Here is a 25729-nt window from a genome sequence, read left to right on the forward strand (position 1 = left end):
TGATCGCAATTGTTGGTGATCGCAATTGTTGGTGATCACAACATGAGATTAGCGCAGCAGAGCCACCACGGTCTGACGCCGCACATTGGCCTGGGCAGACACGGCCTGGAACGTTGCGCGAAAATCCTGCTCGCCCAGCTGGCGAACGCTCGTCAGCTTACTTTCCAACACCTCGCCCCCCAGCGTGGCCGCAGAAACTTGCTGAGCACGACGGTCGATAGCGCCCAGGTAAGCCTGCGTTTCAGACAGGCTGGTTTGTACCTGCTGTAAGTACTGATTGACCTGACTGAGGCTGTTGCGGATCCCTTCCTGGCTGCCGAGATGAATCGCCAGCTCTTCCACTCCTTCCGGCTCCGGCTGGACCTTAATGGTATTTGGCTGACCAGCCGGATAGCGGTGCCCCTGCCCGGTCACCATCACCTGCTGTTCCAGCTGGCGGTAGGCCGACTCTTCAGCCCGGAACATCAGGGCGCCGTTGTCACCGGCCTGCAGTCGGATGCTCAGCGGGATCAGTGCCCGATCCAGTTGGTTCACCAGGGCTTTGTCACTTTTCTGACTGTCGAGGTTCAACACCACACTGCCCAATTGCGGGAAGTCGATGCGAACCTGCTCACTTTGATCACGTTGTCGCGTCAGGTTCAAGCCCGGGATCGTAAACGTCCGTTGAACCGGCTGCTTGTGCTGAAAATGCAGTTGCGCATCGAGCACACGCCCTTCTTCGTTCCGCGCCTGATCCAAAGACTGACGGATCCGCTGCTGACTGGTTGACATCTGATCGGCCAGTGAAGCTGCGCTTTGCGCCCCTTGTAATACCCGGGTCAGCCCCCGCTTCACCGTAAACAGATCTTGCCCGACCTGCTTCAACGCCTGTTGGGCGATCTGCGCCGCGCTGACCTGCTGCTGACCCTGGGCCAGCAGCACATTCATTGACGAATACCCGCCCTTCGGCATCGCGGCCTGGTCAAAAGTACGTCCCGGCAACGCTTTCGAGCCCGTTTTTTCCGCCACCATAGACGGAACGACGCCGGCCTGGCTCTGGCCGGTTAACCTGACATCATGGGCTCTGACTTCAGTTGTTGCACTTACCATGGGATACCTGACCTGCTAGATCCGTGAAAAGAGGGACAAATCATTGATCTTGACGTAACTGGCCTGCGTGGCCTGCAGCGCGCTCATATAATTGTTGAGCCGTACAGACGCCTCACCGTAGTCCAGCGCTTCAATATCATGGCTGACTTTATCCACAAACAGTTTATTATCCGTGTGGCTGCTGGCCATCAAATCCAGGTTGTTGAAACGACCACCAATGGTGGTCATCGCCCCCAGCACATTCCCCAGGGTGGTATCGACAGCGCCCAGGGCCGAATTCACTTCCGCCTGAAAGTTCGCCGTCGGCTGGCGAAACTCAGCCAGCAGTTGATCAATCTGGTTGATCACATGGGTCCCCCCTAAGTCGAGGATCTCCTTAGCGGTCACATTGGATTCCATGGTCACGCCTTTCGCGACGGTGACCACACGCTTGTCTGCATTGCCACCGAGGCTCAAGGTACCGTTGTTCTCCACCAGGGACGGGGTATCGGTTTGCGTCCCGGAAAAGACATAATGCCCCTCTTCATTCTGGGCATTAAACGTCGACACCAGTGAATCCCGCAGGCTTTCCAGCTGGTTGGCAATGCCCGCGCGGTCAACGTCGGTCAGCGAGCCGTTGGCCCCCCAAACCACCAGATCACGCATGCTCTTGAGCGTGTTATTGGCCGCATCCAGATACGTTTCCTGACCAGACAACGCCGTTTTGACATTGTCAATGTTACTGTTGTATTGATCGATCGCGCGACCTTCCCGCGACAGGTTCAGCAGCTTGATGGCATCAATCGGCGCATCAGACAACTTGGTTAATTCTTTCCCGGTCGACATCTGCGCCATGACTTTGCCAAGCCCGGCATTGTTCGTTTGCAGGCTCTGCAACATCATCTGACTAAACTGGGTATCACTGATTCGCATGCGCCCTCCTTAAAACGTTTTCAAAACGGTATCGAACAGCTGGTTGGCCGTACTGATCACTTTCATGTTGGCTTGGTAGGCATTGGCGAACTGCATCAGGTTCGCGGCCTCTTCATCGCTATTGACCGAACTCAGGTTATCCCGGGCTGCAATCGCCTGTTGGTTCAGACTTTTCTTGGCCGTATAGTCAGTGCTGGCCTGACGGGACTTGATGGCCGTTTCGCCCACCATCGCGCCGAACGCATCGTTAATGGTGACATTCCCCAGCCCGGTGATCGAAAACGTCTTGTTGCTCAGGGCAATCAGCTCAGTCAGGACACCACTGTTGCCCGGACTGCCGTCTGCCGAGAAGGCCAGCTCCCCGGGCTTGAGGCCGGTCACATCCAGGCTCGCGGCCGGGTTGGCCGGATCATATCGAAATAACGCCTGTCCCGGCTGACCGTTCAGATCCTTACCGCCAGCAAGCGTGGTATTCATCGCATCCGCAATGGATGCGGCCATTTCATCCAACATATTCCGGTACGGCTTCAGCGTCTCTTGCTGGTAATCGGCAATTGCACCGAGTTCACCGCCCACATCTGTATTGATCGGAAAGTTCTGACCCGCAAACGACACACTGAGCTGGGCCGAGTAGGCATCGTCCACATCCGGAATTGCCTTCAGCGTTGCGGCATCCCCACCGATCACCAGCGGCTGGCCGGTCGCCAGCGTCAGCTGCAAACTGCCGTCCGGCTGCTCGGCGGTCTGAATGTCCATCACCTGCGACAGCTCACCAATGAGCTTGTCACGGGCATCCTGCAACTGGGCCGGGTTGCCCGTCGTACCGGACAGCTCAACGAGCTGATCATTGATACTGGCAATATTGCTGAGCAGGTTATTTGCCTGGTTCAACGCGGCACCGCGCTGATCATGCAAGGCTTTGTGTTGTTCGTGCAGAGATGTGGTCAAGGTATTGAAACGGCGGGACAACGCCTCCGCTTCGTTGATGATTTGCTGACGCAGCGGGGCCGATTCCGGCCGTACCGATGCATCATTCAAGGCTGCATACAGCGTGTCGAGACCCGCCGAAATACTGAAGCCGTCGGCACCGAGCATGCTTTCCAGCTGGCTTAAGTTTTCCGTATAGCGGGACGAATAGGCGGCCTCGCTGGTCGTCGACCAGGTCTGACGCACCAGATATTGATCACTGACCCGACGAATGCTGGTGACTTCGACACCGCCACCGGCGCTGTAACGATCCAAGCTGCCAGAGCTCACCGCGTTCATCACGGCCTGTTGGCGGCTATACCCCGGGGTATTCACGTTGGCGACGTTTTGCGCCGTCGCATCCAGGGCTGCCTTGTTGGCATTCAACCCGGTTAACGCAATATTCATTAAACTCATCTGCGGCTATCGCTCCATTCTGCGGATCAGCGGCTGCTGAAATGCGACCTGACTCAAGGTGGTTTGGATGCGCATTCTCAGTTCCTCTGGTGATTCCATGGCGACCACCGGTGTGCTTTCATTAAGGCGGATATCATTTTTCACCACAGCCTCGTCAGATACCGCAGCGTTTGGCCGGGTATCCGCGGCAGCGGTGTTCACCAGATCGGCAACCGGCGCTTGAACGGCACCCGGCGCTTGGGCGGCAGGCGGGGCTGTTTTACCCGCAACAACTGCCGCTTGGGGTTCATTGGCAGATTCAACAGCCTGAGCCAACACTTGCTGAGACTTGGGTCCCAATTGTTTGATCAGCATATCGGCAATCCCGCTCCGCTGATTCTTCGCCAGTTCAATCGCCAGCTGGCCGTCGTAGAAATCCCGGTACACCCCTTGCTCTTTGCTGGAGAACGGGTTGTCATCCGCCGCCAGCACATCACTGCTGCTGCGCATCTGGCGCAGCACCATTTGCAAGAACATGGCTTCAAACTGACCGGCAACGGTCTCCAGCGCCTGCTGCTTGTCACTGCTATGACGGATCCCGGCCAGCGCGCTGTTATCGTGATACAACATCGCAGATTGATAAGGCTGATCGGCTTTCGCGTCTAATTTCATTACGGCTCCTTAAATCACAACCAGCTCGGCATTCAGGGCACCGGCTTCATGGAGCGCCTGAAGAATTGACATCAGATCATCCGGGGTCGCGCCCAGGCTGTTCACGGCGGTCACAATGGTGTTGAGCTCGGTCCCTTCCGGCCAGATGTACATCTGCGCTTCCTCCTGGTTAATATCAACCGCGGAATCGTTCACCACTTTGGTTTCTCCCCCGGCGAAGGCATTCGGTTGGCTGACCTGCTGCTTCTCGGAAATCGTCACCGTCAGGCTGCCGTGGCTGACCGCGGCCTGGCTGACTTTCACGTTCTGGCCAATCACCACCGTACCGGTCCGTGAGTTAAACACCACCCGTGCCGGCTTGCGCCCCTGAACCACGGTCAGCTCTTCGAGCATCGACATCAAGATCACTCGCTGCTGGGTATCTTTCGGCGCCTGCATCTCCACCCGGCCCTGGTTAATGGCTGTCGCGACATTCGGGCCAAAGGTGCGATTGATCACCCGGGTAATATTTTTGGCGGTGGTAAAGCTCGGTTGACGCAAGTTCAGCGTGATCACCGGCTTGTCATTGAAATCCGACGAAATCTCCCGCTCCAGGATGGCCCCGTTCGGGATCCGGCCGGTGGTCGGCGTGTTAATCGTCACTTTCGAGCCGCTGCGCCCTTCGGCCTGAGCCCCGCCCACGACCAGGTTCCCCTGGGCGACGGCGTACACTTCCCCGTCAATCCCGCGCAGAGGGGTCATCAGCAGGGTGCCGCCACGCAGGCTCTTGGCATCCCCGATGGAAGAGATCACCACGTTCAGCGACTGTCCCGGTCCCGCCATGGGATCAACCATGGCCGTGACACTCACCGAAGCGACATTTTTCAGTTTCGGATCGCTGCTGTCCCCGATCTGCACGCCGAACTGGCGCAGCATATTGGTGATCGACTGGCTGGTAAACTTGACCTGATTGCGGTCCCCAGTCCCGTCCAGGCCGACCACCAGTCCGTACCCCACCAATTGGTTTGAACGAATGCCCTGGACATCCACCAGATCCATCATGGGCGTGGCCGTTTCGGCCCTGGCAGTAACGCTCATCGCGGCCGACAGGCTCAGGGCCGCGAACAGAAAAAATTTTGCACTAGGGTTCATTATAATGGCATCCAAGGGCTGTTGAAGAACTGGGAAAGCCAACCGGCGGCATTGCTGTCTGCCAGCGCCCCGCGGCCGGAGTAGGTGATCCGGGCATCGCCGATCCGCAGCGACGACACCTGATTCCGACGATCGACATCATCGACCCGGACAATCCCGGTCAGGCGGATAAACTCATCTCCCTGATTCAGGCGCAACCATTTTTCACCACTCACCCGCAGGACCCCGTTCGGCAACACTTCATGCACGGTGACGGTAATGGCCCCCTCCAGCTTGTTCCCCTGCGAGCTGGCTGATGAGCCGTCGAAACTCCGTGCCGCGTTAATCCCAACCGCCAGATCATCAATGGTATTGGTCCCGAACGTCGGCGCATCAAATCCGACCGATGAATCTTTGCCGTATTTGGTATTGGCTTTCTTACTCGACTCGGTTTCCTCGTTGAGCAACACCGTCAGGATATCGCCGACCCGGTAAGCCCGGCGATCCTGAAACAAGGTCATCATATACTGATGGCGATACAGGCTGCCGTCTTTCGCTTCAGGCAGCGAATAATCCAACGGCGGCGGTGCGTAAGCTTCATCATCCGGCTCGGGCGGAACAAATTCCGGCCGCATCCCGCAGCCGGTCAGGAACACGGCTGCGAGTAAGCAAAGCTGCAAGGAGGTTGGCCATTTCATGCGTCACTCCTTACACTGACTGAGCAACGAACTTCAGCATGTCGTCAGCTGCCGAGACGACTTTGGCATTCATCTCGTACGCACGCTGGGTTGTGATCATGTCGACCATTTCTTCAACCACCTGTACGTTCGAGCCTTCAAGTGCCCCTTGTTTGATGCTGCCGGCACCATCCAGTCCCGGAACCAGCTCATCGGCCTGGCCGCTGGCGCCCGTTTCACGGAACAGGTTGCCGCCGACGGCTTCCAGGCCGGCCGGGTTGATGAATTTCGCCAACGTGATCTGTCCCAGATCCTGCGGCTGCGGGTTGCCCGCAACCACGGCGGTCACGGTGCCGTCCACGCCGACAGACAGGCTGTGCGCATCTTCCGGGATCTGAATTTGCGGCATCAGCGGCAGGCCCTGGCTGTTCACCATCATGCCTTCGGAATTGACATGGAACTGGCCGTTGCGGCTGTACATCAGCTCGCCGTCCGAGTTTTCAATCTGGAAAAAACCCGCTCCCATCACGGCCAGATCCAGTTCCTGGCTGGTGTTTTGCGTATTCCCCTGGGTAAACACTTTCTGCGTACCGACCACCCGTACCCCGCTGCCCAGCTGCACACCGCTCGGCAGCTCATTGACCTGATCCACCTGGGCGCCCGGCTGGCGCTGAATGCTGTAGAACAGATCTTCAAACACCACGCGATCGCGCTTAAACCCGACCGTGTTCACGTTGGCCAGGTTGTTGGAAATAGCGGTCATCTTGGTATCTTGTGCCGCCATCCCCGTTTTACTTACCCATAATGCCGAGTGCATTACTCTCTCCTTAAACTGTGAATTTGATGTGGTTCCGACGGAAGCCGTTAGCGCTCACTGATCAGACGGTTGCCGGCCTGGGCCAGGGTTTCCGCGGTTTTCATCATCCGCACCTGCATTTCGAAGTTTCGGGTCAGGGACATCACCCCCACCAGCTCATCGATTGCCGAGACATTACTGCCTTCCAGGTGCTCCGCGGCCACCATCACGGTGGCATCGGCCGCCAAATCACCGCCATCAACGGCGTGCAGCAAGCCATCGCTTTCTTTTTGCAGTTGGTTGTTGTCCGGTTTCACCAGTTTCAGTTGACCGACTTCAACCTTGGCACCGCCCCCCGGCGGTACCACGGACACCACCCCTTTATCACTGATTTCAACCTGCTGGTACTGCGGCAGCACCAGCGCATTGCCGTCAGCCATCAACGGGAAACCATTGACCGTCATGTTGCCTTCCTGATCGACCCGGATATTCCCGGCGCGGGTATAGGCTTCGTTACCGGCCGGAGTCTGGACGGTGAAAAAGCCGTCGCCGTTAATCGCGATATCCAGCGCGCGGCCGGTTTTGATTAAATCGCCGGAGTCAAAGCGCGTTGAAGCCGAGTTAGTTGCCACCAGGGTTCGGCCGTCAAAACCCGCGCCCTGGATCTGCATGCTCTGCACCCGCTCCATATCGGCCCGGAAGCCGGCGGTATCGGCATTCGACAAGTTATTCGAGCGCACATGCTGGGCCTGCATCACCCGGCTGGCGCCGCTGGTTGCGGTATATAGGAAGCTATCCACGATGCGGCTCCGTTACACTGCGTTAAACAGGGTCTGGGTCAGCTTGTCTGACGTCGAAATCGTCTTGGCGTTGGCCTGGTAGTTCCGCTGCGCCGTCATCAGGCTGACCAACTCTGTAGTCAAGTCCACGTTCGAGCCTTCCAACGCGCCCGAACGCAGGCCACCGAAGATGCCATTGCCCGGCTCACCGGTCACCGGCGCCCCGGAGCTGAAACTTTCCATCCAGGACGTGTTATTGGTTTTCACCAGCCCCTGAGGGTTGGCAAAGTTCGCCAACACCACCTGACCTTGCAGCTGCGACTGCCCGTTGGTGTAGGTGGCAAACACCATCCCGTTATCTTCAACCCGGACCCCGGCCAGCTGGCCTGAGCTATAGCCGTTCGGATTGTTGGTGCTGACACCGAAATCTGCGCCATACTGGGTGGAGCCCTTCAGCTTCAGATCCAGCGTGACGGCCTCGGCCCCCGGCGGTGCAAACGCGATATCCACCGCATCCACCGGCGCGTTTAAGGAACCGTCCTGTTTAAAATCAACGTCGTAAGTGTAGGTCTTCTGACCATTGACCTGCACTTTGCCGCCATCGACCTGAACATGCACATCCCACTCGTTCTCACCGCTTTTCACGAAGTACTGGGTCACGGTGTGCGGATTGCCGAGCGAGTCAAACACCTTGGTGGTATAGGATGAGTTAAAGGTTTCCGGATTGTTTGCATCAAAGGCCAGCACGGTACCGTCCGCTTTCACCGGCTGGGACACGCGGGCATCAAAGTTCGCCACGAAATCCAGGTTATCCGTCGCTTTCGCTGCCAGCGAAGAGGTAGAGATTTTCAGATCGCCGACCGCACCGGTCTGCAACCGGTTATTGCCGTCGACCCCGTAGCCTTGCAGCTTCATGCCGCCATTGCTGATGATGTTGTTGTCTTTGTCGGTGTTAAACACCCCGGAGCGGGTGTACAGGGTCTGGCCGGCAGCATCTTTGGTCATGAAAAAGCCACCGCCGCTGATGGCCAGATCCAGCGCCCGGCCAGTCCCGCTCACCTGGCCGTTCTTGTCAAAGTTCTGCGAAATCGACGCAACTTCCACTCCGCCCGGCTGCATGCCGTTGTACACCGCGGAAAATTCGGTCCGGGCTTCTTTAAAGCCGGAGGTGCCGACATTGGCAATGTTGTTACTGATGGTGTTCAACTGAACGTTGGTTGCGCCCAGACCACTTAGTGCAATATCAAAACTCATAAGATCCTCTGTACTCGAAAAAGGTTAAGCGCCAAATTGACTGATTTGATAAAAAGGAACGCTCCCCACCCCGGCAACATTGACCAGCGCGGCGCCGCCGTTACTCGGCACACGGACCTGAGCCACTTCACCACTCATCAGAATGTTCGGCTGCGTCAGCCCCTCATCCAGTTCAACCGCAACGGTGTATTTACCCGGTTTCAGGCCGAGCGTCGCCGGATCAATCGTAAAGTCGACATCGCCGGGGGCACGGCCACCCATCGGCACTTTGGTGGTCTGACCGTATTCATCTTTGATCAGCAGGTTGACCTGGTTCGAGGCATGCTGCAGTTCAAGTTTTCCCTTCTGGACCTGTTCAGACAGCTCGAATGCTTCGGTATCCACATACACGGTCTGCCCCACCAGCCCGGCCGTGGACAGCACCTGCATGTTGTCCAGCAGCACCATGCTGTTTTGCATCACCTTGGACATGTTCTCGGTACTTTCAACCTGGGAGAACTGCGCCAGCTGTCCGACATACTCGGTGCCATCGAGCGGGTTGAGTGGGTCCTGATTCTGGATCTGTGCCACCATCAGGGTAATGAATTCATTGTGCAGCGATTCCGCGCTGTTCATCTCCGTCGGGTTGGCTTTCACCTGATTTTCCGAAACGGTGCTGACCGGCTTGTCGGTGCTCATGGCGTTAAACGGGGCCAGACTCATCGGTTACCCTCCCCCAGACGCAGCAGGCCCTGCTGCATGCTTTTCACATTGCTGAGGACAGACACATTGGTTTCAAAGCTGCGGGTCGCCGACATCATGTCCGCCATTTCCGCCACCACATCCACATCCGGGTAATAGACGTACCCTTCCTCATCCGCCAACGGGCTGTGCGGCTCGAACCGCTTTTCCGCGTCGCCCTGGCTCTTCACCACATCGACAATCCGGACTTCGGCATGCGGGTAAGCCGTATTGCCCTGCGACAACTGGGTGCTGTTGTAGACGGTGGCAAACACCGGCTTCATGGCCTTGTAAACATCATCCGGGTTGGCTGAAACCGCATCGGCATTGGCCAGGTTGCTGGCCACGGTATTGAGGCGAACCGTCTGGGCAGTCATCGCCGAACCGGCAATCGAGTAGATATCAGTAAATGACATAGTGCTTAACGTCCTTCTATCGCTTTTGCTAATCCGCTGAATTTCATATTCAGAAAGGTCAGACTGGTCTGGAAACTCATGTTGTTCTCGGCGAATTTGGCTTGCTCGACGCCCAATTCAACCGTGTTACCGTCTTGCGTGTTCTGGTACGGCACGGTGTACTGCGATGACATCTGAAGCTGAGGTACCGGCTTGTCAACCTTGTTTCCGCCGCTATTTTTCATTACGGTTTTAAAGCTCAGGTCTTTTGCGAGATACCCAGGTGTGTCAACATTCGCCAGGTTACTGGCCAGCACCTTGGTGCGTTGCACTCTGAAGTTCAGCGCATCGGGGTGAACGCCTAACGCATTTTCAAAACTGATCGCCATAATAAGGTCCTTAGGTCTGGCTATTACCCGTGTCGTCATCCAAAATACGTGCCATAAATTAATTTTATATTTTTCAATGAATTATAGTTACAAACGGAAACAGCACTTCCGCCCGGCGGAAGAAAAACGGAAACACGGGAAGCAAGCACGCGTCGGCTTTCACCTGGGCCTGATCCTCGGCCTGACCGGGCTGTGGGCAACGCCGGGAACCAGTGCGTCGGAAGACACCCACGTCGACCCGACGGTTTTGCATGCGCAACTGCAGAGCGAAATCACCCGCGAACTGTCCGTTGCTGCCGAACGCTATCAGTGGCAAGACTACCGGGCGGAAATCGACATCACGCTGCCGACTTCCGTGAAGCACCTGCCGGCTTGCGCAACGCCGATCGTAATTGCCGTCGCCGATCAACAAAGCCAGCCGATTGGCAATCTCAAGCGGAAAGTCAGTTGCCAGAGCGGTCCGCAAACCTGGGATCTCAACACCACAATCAGTGTGGCACTGACACTTCCGGTGCTCGTGGCGAAATCCACCATCAACCGGGACACCAAAATTGACGTGACAATGCTGTCGCATCAAACCCTGACCTTCCGGCACGACAAGGCGTTTGCAACACAGCCACAGCAAGTGATTGGCCGGCTCGCCACCCGGCGGATCCGGACCGGACAGGTGATCAGCCCGACCTATCTTGAACGCCAGTGGCTGGTCGAAAAGGGGGAGGAAGTGCTGATCATCGCCAGCAAACACGGTATGCAGGCAACCACCAAAGGGATTGCCCGGGAAAACGGTGCCCAGGGAGAGCAAATCAGTGTCCAAAATCAACGCTCGGCCAAAGTCATCCGCGCCATCGTCAGCGACCGGGGCAAGGTCCGAACTATTTTTTAATTTTGATTTAACAACGGCGGCGAACCCGTCGTTCCTATTAAGTATCAATCATCACTTTCACACATCGGAGCCAGCATGAAGATCGATAAAATGTCGGGCACGCACATTCCGCACACCCCAGTCAGCACTCGGGACACCAAGCCGGAGACGGCAGAGCCGGTCCGTCAATCGCAATCACCGACTGTCTCCGTCAATACCCGGATGATTGACCAGGCGCAATCTGAACTCGGCACGCTTCCGGATGTTGATCTGGCCAAAGTTGAATCGGTGAAGCAGGCACTGGCCCGCGGCGAACTGAATTTAGACATTCGCGCCCTGGCCGGGGCCGTGATGCGTTTTCACACCGGACACGAATAACAACCGATACCCGCCATCACCAGAGACACGTTTTCAAAGAGGCATTCCAGGTGACGCAGTTCAGTAACCACACCACTGAGCAGGCGCGCGCAGGACTCGCGCAGCCAGGGCAGAAACAGCCCAACAAGCAACAGGCATTACTGCTGCTGATGAAAGGGATCCAAAGTGATTTGGCGCATTATCGCCAGCTCCATCAACTGATGTATGAGCAGCAGCGCAGCTACCTGCACTTTGATGGTGAGCAGTTGTTGCAACTCACCCGGCAACAGCAACCCCTGATTGACCGTTTACAGCGCAGCGCGGCCGAGCGTCACGTCCTGCTGGGCCAACTCGGCGTACCGCAGAATCAGACCGGGATGCAGGCACTCCTGAATGCCTTGCCGGACAAGATCAAGCGACCGATGCAAACCTATTGGCAGCAACTGGCAAACCAGGTGCAGGCCTGCCAGAAACTGAACCACAGCAATGGCCGACTGTCAGCATCCTTCCGGGAACTCCTGAAAGATGTCGGTCAGGGTCAAAGTTACGAAACCGACCGGCTGATGAGCTGACCATGCTTCACGCGATAACATCTATCCCCCAACACCTGCCGGATGCCGCGCCCGGACAGCGGTGGCTCCGGGCGCCGTCCAAGCTCGCTCGCATCCTGATGCTGGCAGGGAGCATCAGCCTGGGGCTGTTACAACCGAGTGCAGGTTATGCGGCGATGGCTACGGCTACGGCCGAACAGCTCTCTATCTTGCAGATTGAAGATCACTATCAAGCGCTGTATCCGCACAAGCAGCTCATTGAACAGCAATACCAACACTACCCGCGCCAGGTCGCGCAGATCTTTCGCCTGCTCAAGCAACACCATTTACCGTCTGAGCTGGCGCTGATCCCGATGATGGAATCCTCATTCAACCCGCAGGCGGTCTCGCCTGCCGGTGCCGGCGGCTTATGGCAGCTGATGCCCGCCACCGCCCAGCGCTTCGGCCTGACGGTGAACGATCAGGCCGACGAGCGTTTTGATCTGGACCGAAGCACCGAAGCGGCCGTGCGTTATCTGGCGTTTCTTGATCAGAAGTTCGACCAGAACCTCCCCCTAATCCTGGCCGCGTACAATGCCGGAGAAGGCCGGGTTCAGCGTACCCTTGCCCAGCAACCGGACACCCCGTTCTCTGCGTTAGAACTGCCGCAGGAAACCCTGTCCTATGTGCATAAATTCTATGCGTTGAAGGATTTGCTCAGCCTGACGTCGCTTGCCGAGCACTCCCCGGCGGCTGAATCCATTCGCCCGCTAAACACGCGCCAGAAACAACAGCTGGCAGCCCTGTTCGCCCGACGGGAGATCATCGATATGTCCCCCATTGCCCCTTTGGTCGCGCTGTAAACTCAGCGCGACACTTTGATCAGCGGCACGCTCATGATCAGCAGTACCGCAGTCCACAGCAACACCGGATAATTCAGCGCACCCGGATCTGGCACTGAGCCTGTGACCGAGTCTGATATCGAGTCTGTTACCGAGAGTAAGGCGGCTCCAGCTATCCCGGCCGCGCCACTCCCCAAATGCTGCAATGCATTCTGAAAGCCGATAAACCGGGCCCGCAACGCGTCACTCAGCGCGCAAGTCACTTCTGCAACGACCACGGTGGTGCGAGTCGCACTGAGGATCATAAAGCCGATCAGGCCAAGCAATGCCAACTGAGGCAGCTGGGTATGAAAACCGGCCAGCACCGCCAGCACCATGCCCGCGGAAAGCCCGGCAATCAGCTGTTGTTTCCGGACCCGGTGATGCCACCGGCCATATGCCTGAAAAGCCAGAAAACATCCGGCGCCCCCGATGATATACGCCCAGCTCAGCGAGGTGGTCGGCACCTGTAACCCGGCAACCAGATAGACCGGATACTGAGTGACAATCAAAAAGGTACTGAACACCGCCAGAAACACCGCCAGCAGCGGCCGGGCCAGTCCCCAAACCGAAGGCGGCTCCGACGCAACTTCCGGCCCTGCCCCTTGGGTCGCCTGCGCGCCAGCGACCTGTTCAGTCATTTGCTCTGTTGCGAGTTCCGAGCTGGATTCCGGTTTCAGCGGACGCAACATCGCCAGGACGCTGGTCAGCAGAGTGCCGCCCCCCAGCCAGATAAATACCCGCTGCCAACCGGCATCACCACTGAGCTGAAGCAAGGCGGGCACTCCCAACGTCAGGGCCAGGGGGAACATCCCCATCACCAACGCCACCGCTTGTTTACGTTGCTCCGGCGGCAGTAAAGCCATCAGCAAGTTCAGATTCAGCGCCATCACCACGCCGGCGCAACCACCTGCCAGGCCCCTCATTCCCAACAAGGCCGCAAAGCCGGGGGCATACGCAAAACCGACCGTAACGACGCCCAATCCCACCAGGGCCAGACACAGGACACGTTGCATGCCGCCGGGCGTCGCGGCTGGTCTGAACATCACACTGGCCAGCGCCGCGGCCAACGCGTAACTGCTGTTGAGATAACCGGCCTGTGCCGGAGACACCCCCATCGACAGCACCACCTCGGCGCTGAGCGGGATCACCACCAGGGCGTCCAGCGCCACGAAAAATTGGATCAGGCACAGCAAGCCGAGTACAGTCCGGGTGCGACGGCGCACCTGTTCAACAATGACATCCATTTTAATTCTCCTTCTGAACAACAGCGGCCACCTTAATACCTGATACATCTGGGATAAACATGCTAAATTGGGAAGGATAATTTCACAAATAGGGATAGTAATGAGGAAAAGTCATGATGAGTGAGCTGGATCCCCGCTGGCTACGGAGCTTTCACCGCGTCGCGGAGTGCCGGAGCTTCAAGGCGGCGGCCGAACAACTGGAGATCCCAACCTCCAACCTCAGCCGGTATATCGCCAGCCTGGAAAAGCACCTCGATACCCGGCTGATTGAACGGACAACCCGGCACATGCAGCTCACCCGGGCCGGTGAGCAGCTCTATACCCGAACCTTGCCCCTGCTGGCAGCGCTCGATGCCGCCCTGGAGGATGTTCGCCAGGAAACCCGGCAGATCAGCGGTACGCTGCGGATCCTGCTGCCGGACAGCCCGCAGTTTGCCACCCTGCTGACTAATTTTGCCCGCCGCCATCCGGGACTGACGATCCACTGTGATACCAGCCTGAGCGGGCGCGATCTCATGCAGGATTTGGTCACGGACGGCTTCGACCTGGTGCTGACCTTCAATCGGGGCCAACTGGCCGACAGTGGTTGGGTAGCCCGCAAAATCGCTGGCTGGCCGAGTCTCGTGGTCGGTTCGCCCGAACTGGTCCAAACCTACGGTAAACCGGAGACCCTCCAGGCGCTGGCGGAATGTCCCTGCATTACCACCCTCACCGCGCTGAACGGCTCCCCTTGGCAGTTTGACACCGGCGGGCCAACACCGACCGTGCTCAAAGTAAACAGCCGGTTTAAGGTCAACAGTGGCCCAATGGCCACCGCCGCAGCCCTCGCCGGACTTGGTTTTGCCCTGTTACCGGCAGATGCCTGCCAGCAGGCCATTGACGAGGGCCGATTGATCCCTCTGGCCCTGGAAGCGCCGCCGGTTGAACTGGCGCTCTATGCCTTTTACGCCGGACGCGCCCACTTGCCGAGAAAGGTCACCCTGTTTCTGGACGAGCTGCGCGCACACTTTCCCGTCGACAATCTCAGCTGAGCGTCAGCCGCCGTGCTTGGTCCGCCACTGAGCTTGGTCAGCCACTACGCTTGGTCAGCCAGACCGCCGCCAGGATCAGCAGGACGCCCAGCAGCTGAATGGCATTAACACCGCGGCTCATCGCATCCAATGCGACTCCGGTCAGCAGCTGGCCGCCAATTACCAGCAATGCGGTGAGCGACGCGCCCAGCCGGGGCAATACATAGCTGTTCAGGGTCACGAACAGCGCGCCGATGATGCCGCCGGTCCAGGCCAGGAGCGGCGCATCAAGCGTGGCCGCAATAGACGCACTCGACCCGGATGTCGCAGCCATCAGCCAGACCACCAGACAGAGAAAACCAAAGCCGACCAAGTGATTCCACAGGGAGGCATTCAGCGCACCGGTTTCCTGGCCCAGGCGGCCGTTGATGATTCGACAAATGCTGATACAACCACCATTGATCAGGGCCAGCAAAATGGAAGTGATCATTGCGCGTTTCCTCCAAATAAAATCAGCATGCCGCCAAGGGCTATCAAGGCCAGCACTGTCGCATCCTGGCGTTTGATCGCCCGCTTAGGCAGGCCAAACCAGCCGAAGGCATCACTGAGCAGCCCGAACAGCACTTGCCCGGCCATGATCAGTGCAATGGTGCCGGACAGTCCCAGTGGACTGTTCACGGTAACTGCGGCCAGGATCACCGTCATTGCCCCGGGGATCCCCCCCAAGTAGGCCCAGAACGGCACACCGGCCACAATGGGTAAACCCAGCTTGGTCCGATGCCATAGATTTGCCGTGACCACCAAAATCAAACTGGTGATCGCCCCCACGCCATGGGCCAGCCAGGACGCCAACAACGGCGAGCTAAACGTCGCGAGATAGCTGTTAATCGCAATCATACTGGCCAGGGTGATCCCGCCGCTTAGCGCCAATACCACGTTCTTCGGTCCGAGACGCGATGCATGTGAGTGCTCTGCATTTGGATACTGTACATTTGGCCGCTGTGCATTTAGATCTGGCACGCCGGAATGGTTCGGGACCGGGTTCTTGGCCCCGAAAGGCTTGGCCTCGGGATGCCTGGCGTCTAAAGATACCGAATGTGATTTCATCAGAATTTTCCTTCCTTACTGCATGGCGGGCACTATAGTTGGTTTCTTATTTTCTGATAATCACCTATATTTGGATTTCTTTGTTCCCCTGAAGTAAACAATCAAGCATCACATATGGATAACTACACCACCATCCCGGTCTTCACGACTGTGGTCGAACTGGGCAGCTTCTCAGAGGCCGGGCGAAAACTGGGGATCAACAAGTCTGCCGTCAGTAAGCGGATCTCAGCCCTGGAAACCCACTTGGGGGTCAAACTCATTCAGCGAACCACCCGCAAGCTGCGCCTGACCGAAGCCGGCGAGCAATATTACAGTTACGTATGTCGGGCGCAGGCCCTGATCCAGGACGGGGAAGCCGCGATCAGTAGCCTGCAGGGCAGTCCCAAAGGCCACTTGAAAGTGAGTATTCCCATGGTCTTCGGCCAGCGCCACATTGCGCCGCTGCTCAGTGGGTTTTTGCAGCGCTATCCGGAGATTAAGCTGACGTTATCACTCGATGATCGGGTGGTGGATTTGTACGAAGAAGGGCTGGATATGGTGCTGCGTATCGGTGCACTGGCCGATTCGAATCTGGTGGCCCGCAAGCTCTCCCCCTGCCGAAGCGTCCTTTGTGCCTCGCCCGAGTACCTGGCACGGCACGGAATCCCGAGTAAACTGGCCGATCTCAAACAGCACAATTGCCTGTACTACTCCTATTTCCGGGCCGGCACCGAATGGACATTCGAGGGACCGCAAGGTACCGAGCGATTCAAACCGGAAGGAAACATTCAGGTCAACAACAGCGAGGTGCTGAAACAGTTAATGCTGGAACATATCGGGATTGGGCAGATGCCGCTGTTTCTGGTCGAGCCGGAGCTGGCCCGCGGCACCCTGGTGCCAATGCTGGAAGACTATACCCTGCCGAAGCATGGCATCTATGCCGTCTACCCGGAGCGTGCGTTTATGCCGGCCAAACTCCGGGCCTTTATTGAGTATCTGGAAGAAAAGCTCTCGGCCAAGCAGCACATCTGGTAGGCATGGATGAAAACCCGGGTTGTTGAGCCGCCGGGTACCGGCGGCGTGCGCTCGGGATCCCGAATGACTATACCGCGAACTTCTGCATGGCCTGATTCAGATCGTCCACCTGGGCTTTAATCGTTTCAGCACGCTGACGCGCTGAGTCGCAGTGACCGGAAACATCGCTGGCCGAGCCGGACAGCTCATGCACCAGACTTGCCAGCGACGCGGCCACTTCCGACTGCTGCTCTGTCGCCACGGCCATATTGCGAACTTTCTCCGCCACGTCATCCATCGAGCGAATCGTCGCCTGCAACGTCTCGCCAGCGGCGACGGTGTGCTCAGTGCCGGTCCCGACCAGGGTCTGGCTGGTCTCGATCACCGACACCACCTGACGGGTCGACCCCTGAATCGCCTGAACAATGGCGTTAATCTCCGTGGTTGAATCGGTGGTGCGCTGCGCCAACAGTCGCACTTCATCAGCCACCACCGCAAACCCACGCCCCTGCTCACCGGCCCGGGCTGCTTCAATCGCCGCATTCAATGCCAGCAAATTGGTTTGCCCGGCAAGGTTTTCGATCACTTCCGTCACCCGCTCGATGCGATCGCTTTCCGCGCTGAGGTGCTCCACCATACTGCTGGCCTGGCCGATCAGGGTATTCAGCTCTGCCACCGTTTGCCGGTTTCGTGCCAACGCCTGCTCACCATCAGTGAGTAATGACACGGCTTGTTGCAAATCCGCAGCAGCCGTTTGGGTATGCCGGGCCGTCTCATCCGCCGTGACCGACATTTCCTCGATTGCCGCAGCCATCGAACTGACTTTCTCCGCCTGTTTCACCGCCTCGCCGGCCGTACCGCTGTTATTCACCAGCAGTTGATCCATGCTGAGGTCAACCCCGGCCGCTTTCTCGCTCACCCCGGTCACCAGGGACGACAGGGAAGCTGTCATTCGGTTCACCGCAGTTACCAAGGCCGCAATTTCATCGCGGCCTTCTTCGGCCAGCGGCTGTCCGGAAAAATCACCGTGAGAGATTTCATCGGCCCGTTTGACCACCCGTGACAAACGGGTACCGATATGACGGCCCAGCCAGGTCGCCACGAGCAAAGCACTCGTTGCGGCCACCAGCACGACCGCGATCAAGGTCATGGTGATTTGCGCCATGTTCTCACCGACCGCCACGCCGTCCTGTTGGGCCTGTGCTTGCCGTGCAGAGACCACGCCATCAAGGATCTCAGCCAGCGTTGCCGCAGCCGGAGCTGTTTGTTGCGCCATCATATCGTTCGCCCGATTCCACTGCGGTGACTGACGCAACGTAATCACTTGCTCCGCCAGCGGCAGATACAGCTGCTGCATTTCTTCAAACAGTTGCCATAACCCCTGATCACTGCTGCTTAAGCTATGTTGCTTGCGTTGGATCTCAGCCACGGCCTGTTGATGACGCGTCATCAGCTCCTGGTATTTCTCCAGCCGTGCCGCCTGGCCATCAAACAAATAATCGCGCAGCACGCCCAGCGCATTTGAGAGTGACGTGTAGCTGTCGGCATACAACTTCATCAGCCGTTTCCGCTCACCCCCTTCGGAATTGGTCACTTCTTCATTGATCAGGCTTTGCAATTGATCCAGGGCCACTTCCGCGATCGGTGCCGCTTCATTTTGCATCAGGGCATGCGCCGGTAAATTCTCTTCGCTGTGGCTGATGGCAACAATCGCCTGCTCGCTGGCCTTCAATGTCAGCCAAACGTCGTTGAGTTGCCGAGATTGCGCATCGCTCACCAGCGGGCTCAACGCTTCCAGTTGCTGTTCGACCTGTGTGAAAATCCCGTTCATCTGCCGGGTTAAAGCCTGTGCTTCTTCCCCGGCACCATCGAGCAACATATAGGCACGCAGTGTCAACAGCGACGCCTGGACGGATTGCTGCAACGAACGGCTGACTTCGACCGTCGGTAAATCATCATGAAGCAAAGAGCGGGCACTCCGCTCGACCTGGCCGATTTGCTGATAGAGGATCACGGCAGCGCCGATAAACAGCGCGATGATCAACAAAAAACTCATCCTGAGTTTTCTGGCAATAGAAAATGTCATGGGCAGTCAGTCCGTTGTTACACCACAGAAAGATTAATATAGTGTTAATAAACCAGGGAATAAACAACAAACGCCGATTGTTCTCTCCAAATGGTGATCAACCACTCCTTGATACGCCATCACCAACATATGCAACCAAATCATTGATTCCATCAATGTGAAACGGCCAATCTCGTTCACGTAGCATTCACCCCAGCCAAAATAATATAAATATCAACAAGGCGGCGGGGCAGAAAGACTTCCCCGTTGAATCACAGCCATAACCAAAATAATAAGGGGATAAGGGATGCAGTGTGAGCATAAGCGTCTACAGCGGATCAAACGGACCATTTGGCAACGAATGATTTATAAAGAAGTCCATCGCTGTCAGGAATGTGGTGAACGGATTAAGATCTAACGCTGTAGCGCCTGGACGTTTAACCAAAAATACAAAATCAAATGGCGTCCGTGCACTCGAAGGTCAGCAAAGACATCGTCAACGCTAGGGATAAATAAAAAGGAGGTCACTCTGGGTGACCTCCTTCTTATTCTGAATCGCACGCTCCAGCGCCGCACCATAATTCAATCGATAAATTGAAACTCAGGCAATTTATGTAATGTTAATTCGGTTTTCACAGGCAAATTCCAGCATATCGCGTAATTTAATCATGGCGTCGATATCCTGGCTCATTTCTTTTTTAATTTCTTCCAGCTCATTGGCGCTAACTTTGCCATCTGACAGCGCAGCCCGAATCTCTTGCTGCACCTCGCCACGCTCTTTATCCCAGTTCATCCAGGCATTAAGCACATTGCGGTAAGTGACTTCATGCTCCTCGTCAATCTCGCTCCGCTCACATTTCAGGCCAAAAAGCTTCAGCATTTCATCCAGAATGAACACATGGCGCTCTTCTTGTTGCAGCACTTTCACCGTCAGCATGAATTCTTGCAAGGTGAGTTGGTGGCCCGCCTGAGCCGGGTTGATTTTATTGGAAAATGTCCGTGAGCTAATGTTTTTACCGCTCATCGCTTTGACTTCATTGAACAGCTTCTCAATGCCGAATTCCTTGCTCTGGAGATGAAGGGAGCGTGAAAAACCAGTCAATAACGCATCTTTGTCCATTCGGGTTGCCATGAGGTTCAGGGGTTACAAAGGTGGGGCAATCATGGGGGAATACCGATAAACATCCAGAAAAACCGTGATACTGCTCCAGAAAACCAATCCAACTGATGAATTCATCAACATAGATACCTTATCGGTATCAGAAAAACATGAGAGACATCCCGAATTTCATGCACGCCGCTGTGATTCTCCCCTCCCGAATGTGCACTAAGTTGCAACATGTCAAGCAAATCTGCATCAAAATTTTAATGATTGAATAGACGTGGCATTTTTATGCACATATGATTCACCACACATATGCAATCATGCTCAAATGACCACCCTTTTGATGGATCTTTACACAAACAAAACAATGATTGGGTGACACAATGAAGAAGGAACTCTTTTCACTAACCGTGCTTGCTGCCGCTTTATTAAGTGGCTGTAATAGCAGCAACTCCTCCGGTGAATCAAAAACAGGCCCCGGACAAACGCCGGATCCAACCCCCGCCAAAACCACATTCAGCGGGACGCTGGTGACGCCGGAACCGGTTCAGGCCACGACACAAAAAGCGCTATTCAGTGCAACCCACGGCTTTACCACCCAAGCGACGGATACCCCTTGTCCGAATGTGCCCACCGGCTACTATCCGCTCAGTAATGCTTCAATCTCGTTGGTCGCCAACAATGATGCGGTCTTCAGCGAAACCACAACAACTGATACCTGTGGCCAGTTCTCGCTGGAAGTTGAAGGCGAAAACACAGCCTTTGAGAACTCCAAACTGGTCGCCACCTCCGACAACTTCAAAACCCTCGAAGCCAATGCCCAGAACTTCGTGCAAGTTGCCGATCAGCCGAACGATACCGTGGCTTCAACCATTGCCAAAAATGCCAGCTATGTGATCAGCGGGATCCAGAAAATCGATGATGACACCCTCGCATTCTCGATCACCGACAGCCAGTCCGGCAAAGCAGTGATCCAGGTGGCGAAAGGCGCGTTCCAGATCCTGGTCAATGCCAACGAGAACCCGATCGTCTCCCTCAACACCGCCGATCAGCTGCAAGTCAGCAACAGTATCGTGATGACCCTCGATGCCAGTGGTTCAATGTCTGGGAAAGTATATGACGAGCAGGGCGATCCCGTCACTGACAGTAATCACGTCACCTACAACCGCTTTCGCCTGACAGCGCTGGCAGCACATCAGTTTATGATGGAAAAAAATACCGAAGATGAAGTGGCAGTGATCCCGTTCAGTTTGGATGTTAATCTCATCAATAAAACACTCCTGGATGGGTACAATTTTCAGGACGAGAACGGACTAGAGACCACCATCAATTACAGTGACTCCGGCTTTATGAAAGATAAAGCCGCGCTTCACTTTGCAATCGATTTTTACAACATGCACGTGCCGATGTGGGAAGAAAGAGTGTTCGATACCAAACATGCCGACCGAACCGATAACGTTCACGCCATTCTTGAAAACTATCCTTGGGGAGGCGGAACTGAGCTTGAAGATTCAATTCATGTCGCGCTCGATACCACCAAGCAGGCCACGGGTGATGTCAACTCCGTGTTCGTGATGACTGACGGCGATGCCGGGTTTAACGATCTTGACGGCCTGATCACGAAAGCCAAATCAATGAACCTGCCGGTTCACAGTATTGCTATCAGCAATGACGCCTATACCCAGGATTTAATGCAGATCTCAGAGCAAACCGGCGGTAGCTTCAAGCACATTACCGATGTTCAGAATATCGCCGGCGTGTATTCTGCCCTGCAAACCACAGTGAAGTTTAACTATTTGGCCAACTTAACCCAACCGGTCAAGAGCCAGGATGTCATTAAAATGATCTTGACGCTGAACGGCGAAGTCGTGGAGCGGGAAGTGACCCTGAACTGATTGCGCGCCCGGACCGTACTCAACAACTGCGCCCTGCCCGCCACACCGGTGGGCAGGGTTCAGGGCGACAAGCCGGGACCGGCCCGGACCACATGGGGGAAGATCGCCTCCACCTCCCGGTACATGGCTTCCGGATCGCCTTCATAACGCCGTGAGAAATGAAACGGCACCAATTGACTCACATTCGCAGCCACGGCAATTTCCCCGCAGGCCGTCGTCGTCAGGTGACCGTTATTGCGCCCGCGCCAGCGATCCTGATGCGCAAATGCCGCTTCGCAGATCAGCGTATCGGCATCACGGGCCAGGGTGATCAGCTTACGTCGGTTCTCGGGAGTATCAGCCAGATCAGTCGCGTAAACCAGCTTCTTCCCGGCCTGCTTTTCGATCAGTTGTGCGGCCAAGGTACTGACCACACACGTCTCTCCGTTGGGCAAAGTGATCACATCATCCAGCTCACCGGCCAGATAACAATGCTTGAGTTTGCCCAGCCAGCGATCCGGCGGATACGGCAAAGCCTGCAACGCCTGTTCGGAAATCCGGATCGATTCGACCGGCTCATAAGCATAGGCAAGCACGGGGGTCCCGTGATCCAGCTCGACCGCCCGGATCAAAAACCTAGCTTCCTGATGAATGATCCCCTGATGAACCATGCGCTCCGGGAGCACATCAATGGTCCGGAAACCCGCTTTCAGCCGATAGCATCGCAACGTCAGCCCATGCAACTCAGCCACCTCAAACTCCGGCCCGTTCTCCCCGATACGATCCCATAAAATCCCGCTCAGCATCCCGGCCACATGCAGCGCCAGGCCGGGCGGTCCAAACAGCTTGCAGGGTGACGGTGAGCCGAGCCGGACCCGCAACAACCCCATAAACCCGCCGATATGGTCAAAATGCGCATGGGTAATAAAAATATGGCTGACATGATGGCTATGGCGCATCGGTAAACGGATCGTATTGCCTAAATCAAACAGGATGCAGCGACGACTCCAGTGGGTTTTGATCAACAACAGCGGATCTTCAAACAGACCGTTGACCAGCTCAGCAGTCATATCCCGTTGCGTGATCGGCGGACTGCGATCCACCACTTTGGTGCGGTGGGCATACACTAAGGATGGTTTGCGAGCAGGCGGGGATGTTTGGGGAGAACGTGGTTGACGGACGGTTCGCAGCTTGTGCCCGGGCAAATGCCTGGCATCGCGGATCAGCAGCTGGATTGGCCCACGCAGTGGCAACAAAGACGGCGGTATCGACGCGCCCTGCGGGCTGCGCAGTCGGATCCCCCGGGGCGTCAGCGCCACCACCTCCCCCATCACCGATCCACCTTGAGGATCCCTGAGTTGTACCAGCATCCCCGGCCAGCACTCAGGCTCAGCGCGCAGCGGCGGTGTTCCCAGCAATACCAGCGCCTGCCACGGCAACTCATACTCAACCGCACGGGCCAGATAGCACTGCCATAACCGGGTCCGCCAATCCAGTCGCTCACTGCGCAGGGGCAGTCGAGCCAGCGATGACGGCGACAACCAGCACACCGGGCACGGAAGCGCGGAAATCACCGACGCCAGTTCCGCCACCTGTTCACGCTCAGCCAATACCACCAACCGGGACGCCGCGGTACGGGCCACCAGCGTTTGCAACATTTCCGCAGCGGCAACCCCCTGGATCATCCCCGGCGCATCAATCAAACACGGGCAATCGTCCGGAACCTGCTGCATCAATTGTCCGACGGCTTCCGACAGCGGCAGGCGAAAACGGGCGGCATCGAGGCTGCAGAGGGCTTCAAATGCAAGCAACTGCCAGTCCCCCTGGTGGCTGTTCTCCAGACGCCACTGCCCCAGATTGACTGCCGCCGGGATCCCAAAACTCGGCGTTCCGGGGTCCGCGCTCAGGCACAGACATCCCTGACCGGCAGCCGACAAGCGCCGGGCCAGCTCGGCTGCCAGCGTGCTCTTCCCGGCCCCGGTCGGGCCGAAGATCAACACACGTTCAGCTTTGTGCAGCAGCTTTTCATACAGCAACGCAACACCCGCGTGATACGCAAACCTCGTCGTCAGCGCCTCCATGTTCCCCCCAGCGGTCCTGTGATGCCTCAATCTGTTAAGTATACTTAACCTTTGATGTTCACAATCTGCCGCAGGGTATGGACAATCTCGACCAAATCACGCTGATTGGCCATTACCGTATCAATGTCTTTGTATGCCGAAGGAATTTCGTCAATCACGCCCTTGTCTTTGCGACACTCAATCCCGGCGGTCTGGGCTTTGAGGTCGCTAACGGTGTGCAATTTTTTCGCCTGGGTCCGCGACATCCGACGCCCAGCCCCATGGCTGCAGCTACAGAAAGCGTCCGGATTGCCGAGCCCGCGCACCACGTAAGAGTTGGTGCCCATACTGCCGGGGATCACCCCGAGATCGCCCACCCCGGCCCGAATGGCCCCTTTGCGGGTCACCCAGACCTCGCGACCGAAATGGATCTCGCGTTCAATATAGTTGTGATGGCAGTTGATCGCTTCCTGAGTCACGGTAAAGGGGGGCAACAACCGCGCCATTCGTTTCAAGGCCGCATCCATCATCAGCGTCCGGTTCACCCAGGCATAGGCTTGCGCCCAGCTCACCGCTTCCACATACGGTTGGTAGTCGCGAGCCCCTTCCTCGAAATACGCCAAGTCCGCATCGGGCAGATGAAGATGATGGCGTTCCATGTCGCGCTTGGCCTGGGTAATAAAATATCGGCCTATTGCATTGCCGATCCCCCGGCTGCCCGAGTGGAGCATCACCCAGAGATCGTCGGCTTCATCCAGACAGAGCTCAAAAAAATGATTGCCGCCGCCTAACGTCCCGGCCTGGTAAGCCCAGCGGCCGGGTTTCACCATTTTCCGCAACTCAGGATTGGACTGAAAGATCGACTCAAGCTGGACAGCCAGGGGAGAATCCCCACGGATCCGGGGCCGCGGATGCTCCTGGCCCGGCCCGAGCGGGATCACCGATTCCAGCTCCTGACGCAGAATACGACAGCTGTCCGGCAAATCAGCCGCGGTCAGCGACAGGCGCACCGCATTGATCCCACAGCCGATATCCACCCCGACGGCTGCCGGAATAATCGCCCTGACGGTACAAATCACGCTACCGATGGTGGCCCCTTTGCCGAGATGCACATCCGCCATCCCGGCAACATGATGATAAATAAAGGGTAAGGACGCCGTATGTTTAAGTTGTAAGGCAGTCTGATCATCCAGATCATCGGTCCAGACTTTGACCGGATGCAACTGCTTGCCTTGCGGCGGATAGAAGGTAGATACCGGCATGGAACATGCCTCCACAAGAACGGGCATTGGCCTCTCTTGAGTATACGCACCTCACCAGCGCTGAGCGCGCATACTCACACCGACCTTCACCGCCCGCCTACATCCCATCCATGACGTTCCCCCCACCCCCCCGATTACTACGGTCGCATAATGATGAGCGAACCGAATGAAATCAAACGCCTTTAAGCCTATGATATGCCGACATGAGTTATGGGGTATGG

Annotated in this window: 26 protein-coding genes; 7 read left to right on the forward strand and 19 right to left on the reverse strand. The window is 56.7% G+C overall.

Going from position 1 to position 25729, the window contains the following annotated elements:
- Window positions 1-48 precede the first annotated feature (48 nt).
- From NH461_RS21950 to flgB, 12 genes are read right to left on the reverse strand one after another with little or no spacing between them, the layout of a single operon-like run.
- On the reverse strand, window positions 49-1089 hold the full coding sequence (locus tag NH461_RS21950) for a flagellin (RefSeq protein ID WP_261603089.1): 1041 nt from the start codon (window positions 1087-1089) through the stop codon (window positions 49-51).
- Window positions 1090-1104: 15 nt separating this feature from the next.
- A complete protein-coding gene (flgL, locus tag NH461_RS21955; protein ID WP_261603090.1) occupies window positions 1105-2001 on the reverse strand; it encodes a flagellar hook-associated protein FlgL in 897 nt (298 codons plus the stop codon).
- A gap of 9 nt (window positions 2002-2010) precedes the next feature.
- The gene (gene flgK / locus NH461_RS21960) at window positions 2011-3384 is read right to left on the reverse strand and encodes a flagellar hook-associated protein FlgK (protein WP_261603091.1); all 1374 of its coding nucleotides are present in this window, start codon (window positions 3382-3384) and stop codon (window positions 2011-2013) included.
- A 6-nt stretch (window positions 3385-3390) separates the two neighbouring features.
- Window positions 3391-4035: a rod-binding protein gene (locus tag NH461_RS21965; protein WP_261603092.1), complete on the reverse strand. Its 645-nt coding sequence runs from the start codon at window positions 4033-4035 to the stop codon at window positions 3391-3393.
- A gap of 9 nt (window positions 4036-4044) precedes the next feature.
- A complete protein-coding gene (locus NH461_RS21970; protein ID WP_410000118.1) occupies window positions 4045-5166 on the reverse strand; it encodes a flagellar basal body P-ring protein FlgI in 1122 nt (373 codons plus the stop codon).
- Window positions 5166-5843 (reverse strand): flagellar basal body L-ring protein FlgH, encoded by a 678-nt coding sequence (gene flgH, locus NH461_RS21975; protein WP_261603093.1) that lies wholly within the window; start codon window positions 5841-5843, stop codon window positions 5166-5168. Before flgH ends, NH461_RS21970 begins: the two co-directional genes overlap by 1 nt.
- A 10-nt stretch (window positions 5844-5853) precedes the next feature.
- Complete coding sequence (gene flgG, locus NH461_RS21980) at window positions 5854-6639, reverse strand: flagellar basal-body rod protein FlgG (protein WP_261603094.1); 786 nt, start codon at window positions 6637-6639, stop codon at window positions 5854-5856.
- 47 nt (window positions 6640-6686) lie between these two features.
- On the reverse strand, window positions 6687-7418 hold the full coding sequence (gene flgF / locus NH461_RS21985) for a flagellar basal-body rod protein FlgF (protein WP_261603095.1): 732 nt from the start codon (window positions 7416-7418) through the stop codon (window positions 6687-6689).
- A gap of 12 nt (window positions 7419-7430) precedes the next feature.
- Entirely contained in the window at window positions 7431-8651 is a 1221-nt protein-coding gene (gene flgE / locus NH461_RS21990) for a flagellar hook protein FlgE (protein WP_261603096.1), read from the reverse strand.
- Between the two features lie 24 nt (window positions 8652-8675).
- On the reverse strand, window positions 8676-9353 hold the full coding sequence (gene flgD / locus NH461_RS21995; protein ID WP_261603097.1) for a flagellar hook assembly protein FlgD: 678 nt from the start codon (window positions 9351-9353) through the stop codon (window positions 8676-8678).
- The gene (gene flgC, locus NH461_RS22000) at window positions 9350-9787 is read right to left on the reverse strand and encodes a flagellar basal body rod protein FlgC (protein WP_261603098.1); all 438 of its coding nucleotides are present in this window, start codon (window positions 9785-9787) and stop codon (window positions 9350-9352) included. The genes flgD and flgC overlap by 4 nt, the downstream gene beginning before the upstream one ends.
- A 5-nt stretch (window positions 9788-9792) precedes the next feature.
- Entirely contained in the window at window positions 9793-10155 is a 363-nt protein-coding gene (flgB, locus tag NH461_RS22005; protein ID WP_261603099.1) for a flagellar basal body rod protein FlgB, read from the reverse strand.
- Between the two features lie 76 nt (window positions 10156-10231).
- Here flgB and flgA point away from each other — a divergent pair, with 76 nt between their 5' ends.
- From flgA to NH461_RS22025, 4 genes are all read left to right on the forward strand, one after another.
- A complete protein-coding gene (gene flgA / locus NH461_RS22010; RefSeq protein WP_261603100.1) occupies window positions 10232-11038 on the forward strand; it encodes a flagellar basal body P-ring formation chaperone FlgA in 807 nt (268 codons plus the stop codon).
- Between the two features lie 75 nt (window positions 11039-11113).
- A complete protein-coding gene (gene flgM, locus NH461_RS22015; RefSeq protein WP_261603101.1) occupies window positions 11114-11395 on the forward strand; it encodes a flagellar biosynthesis anti-sigma factor FlgM in 282 nt (93 codons plus the stop codon).
- A 50-nt stretch (window positions 11396-11445) separates the two neighbouring features.
- Entirely contained in the window at window positions 11446-11946 is a 501-nt protein-coding gene (locus NH461_RS22020; protein ID WP_261603102.1) for a flagellar protein FlgN, read from the forward strand.
- Between the two features lie 2 nt (window positions 11947-11948).
- The gene (locus tag NH461_RS22025) at window positions 11949-12767 is read left to right on the forward strand and encodes a lytic transglycosylase domain-containing protein (RefSeq protein ID WP_261603103.1); all 819 of its coding nucleotides are present in this window, start codon (window positions 11949-11951) and stop codon (window positions 12765-12767) included.
- Between the two features lie 2 nt (window positions 12768-12769).
- On the opposite strand, the gene NH461_RS22030 is transcribed toward NH461_RS22025, so the two are convergent.
- On the reverse strand, window positions 12770-14032 hold the full coding sequence (locus NH461_RS22030; protein ID WP_261603104.1) for an MFS transporter: 1263 nt from the start codon (window positions 14030-14032) through the stop codon (window positions 12770-12772).
- Between the two features lie 113 nt (window positions 14033-14145).
- Here NH461_RS22030 and NH461_RS22035 point away from each other — a divergent pair, with 113 nt between their 5' ends.
- On the forward strand, window positions 14146-15063 hold the full coding sequence (locus NH461_RS22035) for a LysR family transcriptional regulator (protein ID WP_261603105.1): 918 nt from the start codon (window positions 14146-14148) through the stop codon (window positions 15061-15063).
- A gap of 37 nt (window positions 15064-15100) precedes the next feature.
- Here NH461_RS22035 and NH461_RS22040 read toward each other — a convergent pair whose 3' ends face one another.
- Together NH461_RS22040 and NH461_RS22045 are read right to left on the reverse strand one after the other, a co-directional pair.
- On the reverse strand, window positions 15101-15532 hold the full coding sequence (locus tag NH461_RS22040; protein ID WP_261603106.1) for a DMT family transporter: 432 nt from the start codon (window positions 15530-15532) through the stop codon (window positions 15101-15103).
- Window positions 15529-16149 (reverse strand): DMT family transporter, encoded by a 621-nt coding sequence (locus NH461_RS22045; RefSeq protein WP_261603107.1) that lies wholly within the window; start codon window positions 16147-16149, stop codon window positions 15529-15531. The genes NH461_RS22040 and NH461_RS22045 overlap by 4 nt, the downstream gene beginning before the upstream one ends.
- 114 nt (window positions 16150-16263) lie before the next feature.
- Between NH461_RS22045 and NH461_RS22050 the strand changes: the two genes are divergently transcribed.
- Complete coding sequence (locus NH461_RS22050) at window positions 16264-17163, forward strand: LysR family transcriptional regulator (protein ID WP_261603108.1); 900 nt, start codon at window positions 16264-16266, stop codon at window positions 17161-17163.
- Window positions 17164-17230: 67 nt separating this feature from the next.
- Here NH461_RS22050 and NH461_RS22055 read toward each other — a convergent pair whose 3' ends face one another.
- Window positions 17231-19228: a methyl-accepting chemotaxis protein gene (locus NH461_RS22055; RefSeq protein ID WP_261603109.1), complete on the reverse strand. Its 1998-nt coding sequence runs from the start codon at window positions 19226-19228 to the stop codon at window positions 17231-17233.
- A gap of 589 nt (window positions 19229-19817) precedes the next feature.
- Window positions 19818-20339: a phage regulatory CII family protein gene (locus NH461_RS22060; RefSeq protein ID WP_261603110.1), complete on the reverse strand. Its 522-nt coding sequence runs from the start codon at window positions 20337-20339 to the stop codon at window positions 19818-19820.
- Between the two features lie 356 nt (window positions 20340-20695).
- Here NH461_RS22060 and NH461_RS22065 point away from each other — a divergent pair, with 356 nt between their 5' ends.
- The gene (locus NH461_RS22065) at window positions 20696-22207 is read left to right on the forward strand and encodes a vWA domain-containing protein (RefSeq protein WP_261603111.1); all 1512 of its coding nucleotides are present in this window, start codon (window positions 20696-20698) and stop codon (window positions 22205-22207) included.
- A gap of 59 nt (window positions 22208-22266) precedes the next feature.
- On the opposite strand, the gene NH461_RS22070 is transcribed toward NH461_RS22065, so the two are convergent.
- Window positions 22267-24267, reverse strand: a complete 2001-nt coding sequence (locus NH461_RS22070) for a Clp1/GlmU family protein (protein WP_261603112.1) — start codon at window positions 24265-24267, stop codon at window positions 22267-22269.
- 44 nt (window positions 24268-24311) lie between these two features.
- On the reverse strand, window positions 24312-25508 hold the full coding sequence (locus tag NH461_RS22075; RefSeq protein WP_261603113.1) for an RtcB family protein: 1197 nt from the start codon (window positions 25506-25508) through the stop codon (window positions 24312-24314).
- Window positions 25509-25729 lie beyond the last annotated feature (221 nt).

Source organism: Photobacterium sp. TY1-4, assembly GCF_025398175.1.
In the GTDB taxonomy this organism is placed as follows: domain Bacteria; phylum Pseudomonadota; class Gammaproteobacteria; order Enterobacterales; family Vibrionaceae; genus Photobacterium.

Bases quoted from the DNA above. Each gene is read 5' to 3' on its own strand.
- NH461_RS22025 (WP_261603103.1), top strand. From the start codon at position 11,949: ATGCTTCACGCGATAACATCTATCCCCCAACACCTGCCGGATGCCGCG.
- NH461_RS22060 (WP_261603110.1), bottom strand. From the start codon at position 20,339: ATGGCAACCCGAATGGACAAAGATGCGTTATTGACTGGTTTTTCACGC.
- flgA (WP_261603100.1), top strand. From the start codon at position 10,232: ATGAATTATAGTTACAAACGGAAACAGCACTTCCGCCCGGCGGAAGAA.
- NH461_RS22030 (WP_261603104.1), bottom strand. From the start codon at position 14,032: ATGGATGTCATTGTTGAACAGGTGCGCCGTCGCACCCGGACTGTACTC.
- NH461_RS21950 (WP_261603089.1), bottom strand. From the start codon at position 1,089: ATGGTAAGTGCAACAACTGAAGTCAGAGCCCATGATGTCAGGTTAACC.
- flgL (WP_261603090.1), bottom strand. From the start codon at position 2,001: ATGCGAATCAGTGATACCCAGTTTAGTCAGATGATGTTGCAGAGCCTG.
- NH461_RS22045 (WP_261603107.1), bottom strand. From the start codon at position 16,149: ATGAAATCACATTCGGTATCTTTAGACGCCAGGCATCCCGAGGCCAAG.
- flgB (WP_261603099.1), bottom strand. From the start codon at position 10,155: ATGGCGATCAGTTTTGAAAATGCGTTAGGCGTTCACCCCGATGCGCTG.
- NH461_RS22065 (WP_261603111.1), top strand. From the start codon at position 20,696: ATGAAGAAGGAACTCTTTTCACTAACCGTGCTTGCTGCCGCTTTATTA.
- NH461_RS22075 (WP_261603113.1), bottom strand. From the start codon at position 25,508: ATGCCGGTATCTACCTTCTATCCGCCGCAAGGCAAGCAGTTGCATCCG.
- flgK (WP_261603091.1), bottom strand. From the start codon at position 3,384: ATGAGTTTAATGAATATTGCGTTAACCGGGTTGAATGCCAACAAGGCA.
- NH461_RS22070 (WP_261603112.1), bottom strand. From the start codon at position 24,267: ATGGAGGCGCTGACGACGAGGTTTGCGTATCACGCGGGTGTTGCGTTG.
- flgD (WP_261603097.1), bottom strand. From the start codon at position 9,353: ATGAGTCTGGCCCCGTTTAACGCCATGAGCACCGACAAGCCGGTCAGC.
- flgH (WP_261603093.1), bottom strand. From the start codon at position 5,843: ATGAAATGGCCAACCTCCTTGCAGCTTTGCTTACTCGCAGCCGTGTTC.
- NH461_RS21970 (WP_410000118.1), bottom strand. From the start codon at position 5,166: ATGAACCCTAGTGCAAAATTTTTTCTGTTCGCGGCCCTGAGCCTGTCG.
- NH461_RS22040 (WP_261603106.1), bottom strand. From the start codon at position 15,532: ATGATCACTTCCATTTTGCTGGCCCTGATCAATGGTGGTTGTATCAGC.
- flgE (WP_261603096.1), bottom strand. From the start codon at position 8,651: ATGAGTTTTGATATTGCACTAAGTGGTCTGGGCGCAACCAACGTTCAG.
- NH461_RS22035 (WP_261603105.1), top strand. From the start codon at position 14,146: ATGATGAGTGAGCTGGATCCCCGCTGGCTACGGAGCTTTCACCGCGTC.
- NH461_RS22055 (WP_261603109.1), bottom strand. From the start codon at position 19,228: ATGACATTTTCTATTGCCAGAAAACTCAGGATGAGTTTTTTGTTGATC.
- flgG (WP_261603094.1), bottom strand. From the start codon at position 6,639: ATGCACTCGGCATTATGGGTAAGTAAAACGGGGATGGCGGCACAAGAT.
- flgC (WP_261603098.1), bottom strand. From the start codon at position 9,787: ATGTCATTTACTGATATCTACTCGATTGCCGGTTCGGCGATGACTGCC.
- NH461_RS21965 (WP_261603092.1), bottom strand. From the start codon at position 4,035: ATGAAATTAGACGCGAAAGCCGATCAGCCTTATCAATCTGCGATGTTG.
- flgM (WP_261603101.1), top strand. From the start codon at position 11,114: ATGAAGATCGATAAAATGTCGGGCACGCACATTCCGCACACCCCAGTC.
- NH461_RS22050 (WP_261603108.1), top strand. From the start codon at position 16,264: ATGGATAACTACACCACCATCCCGGTCTTCACGACTGTGGTCGAACTG.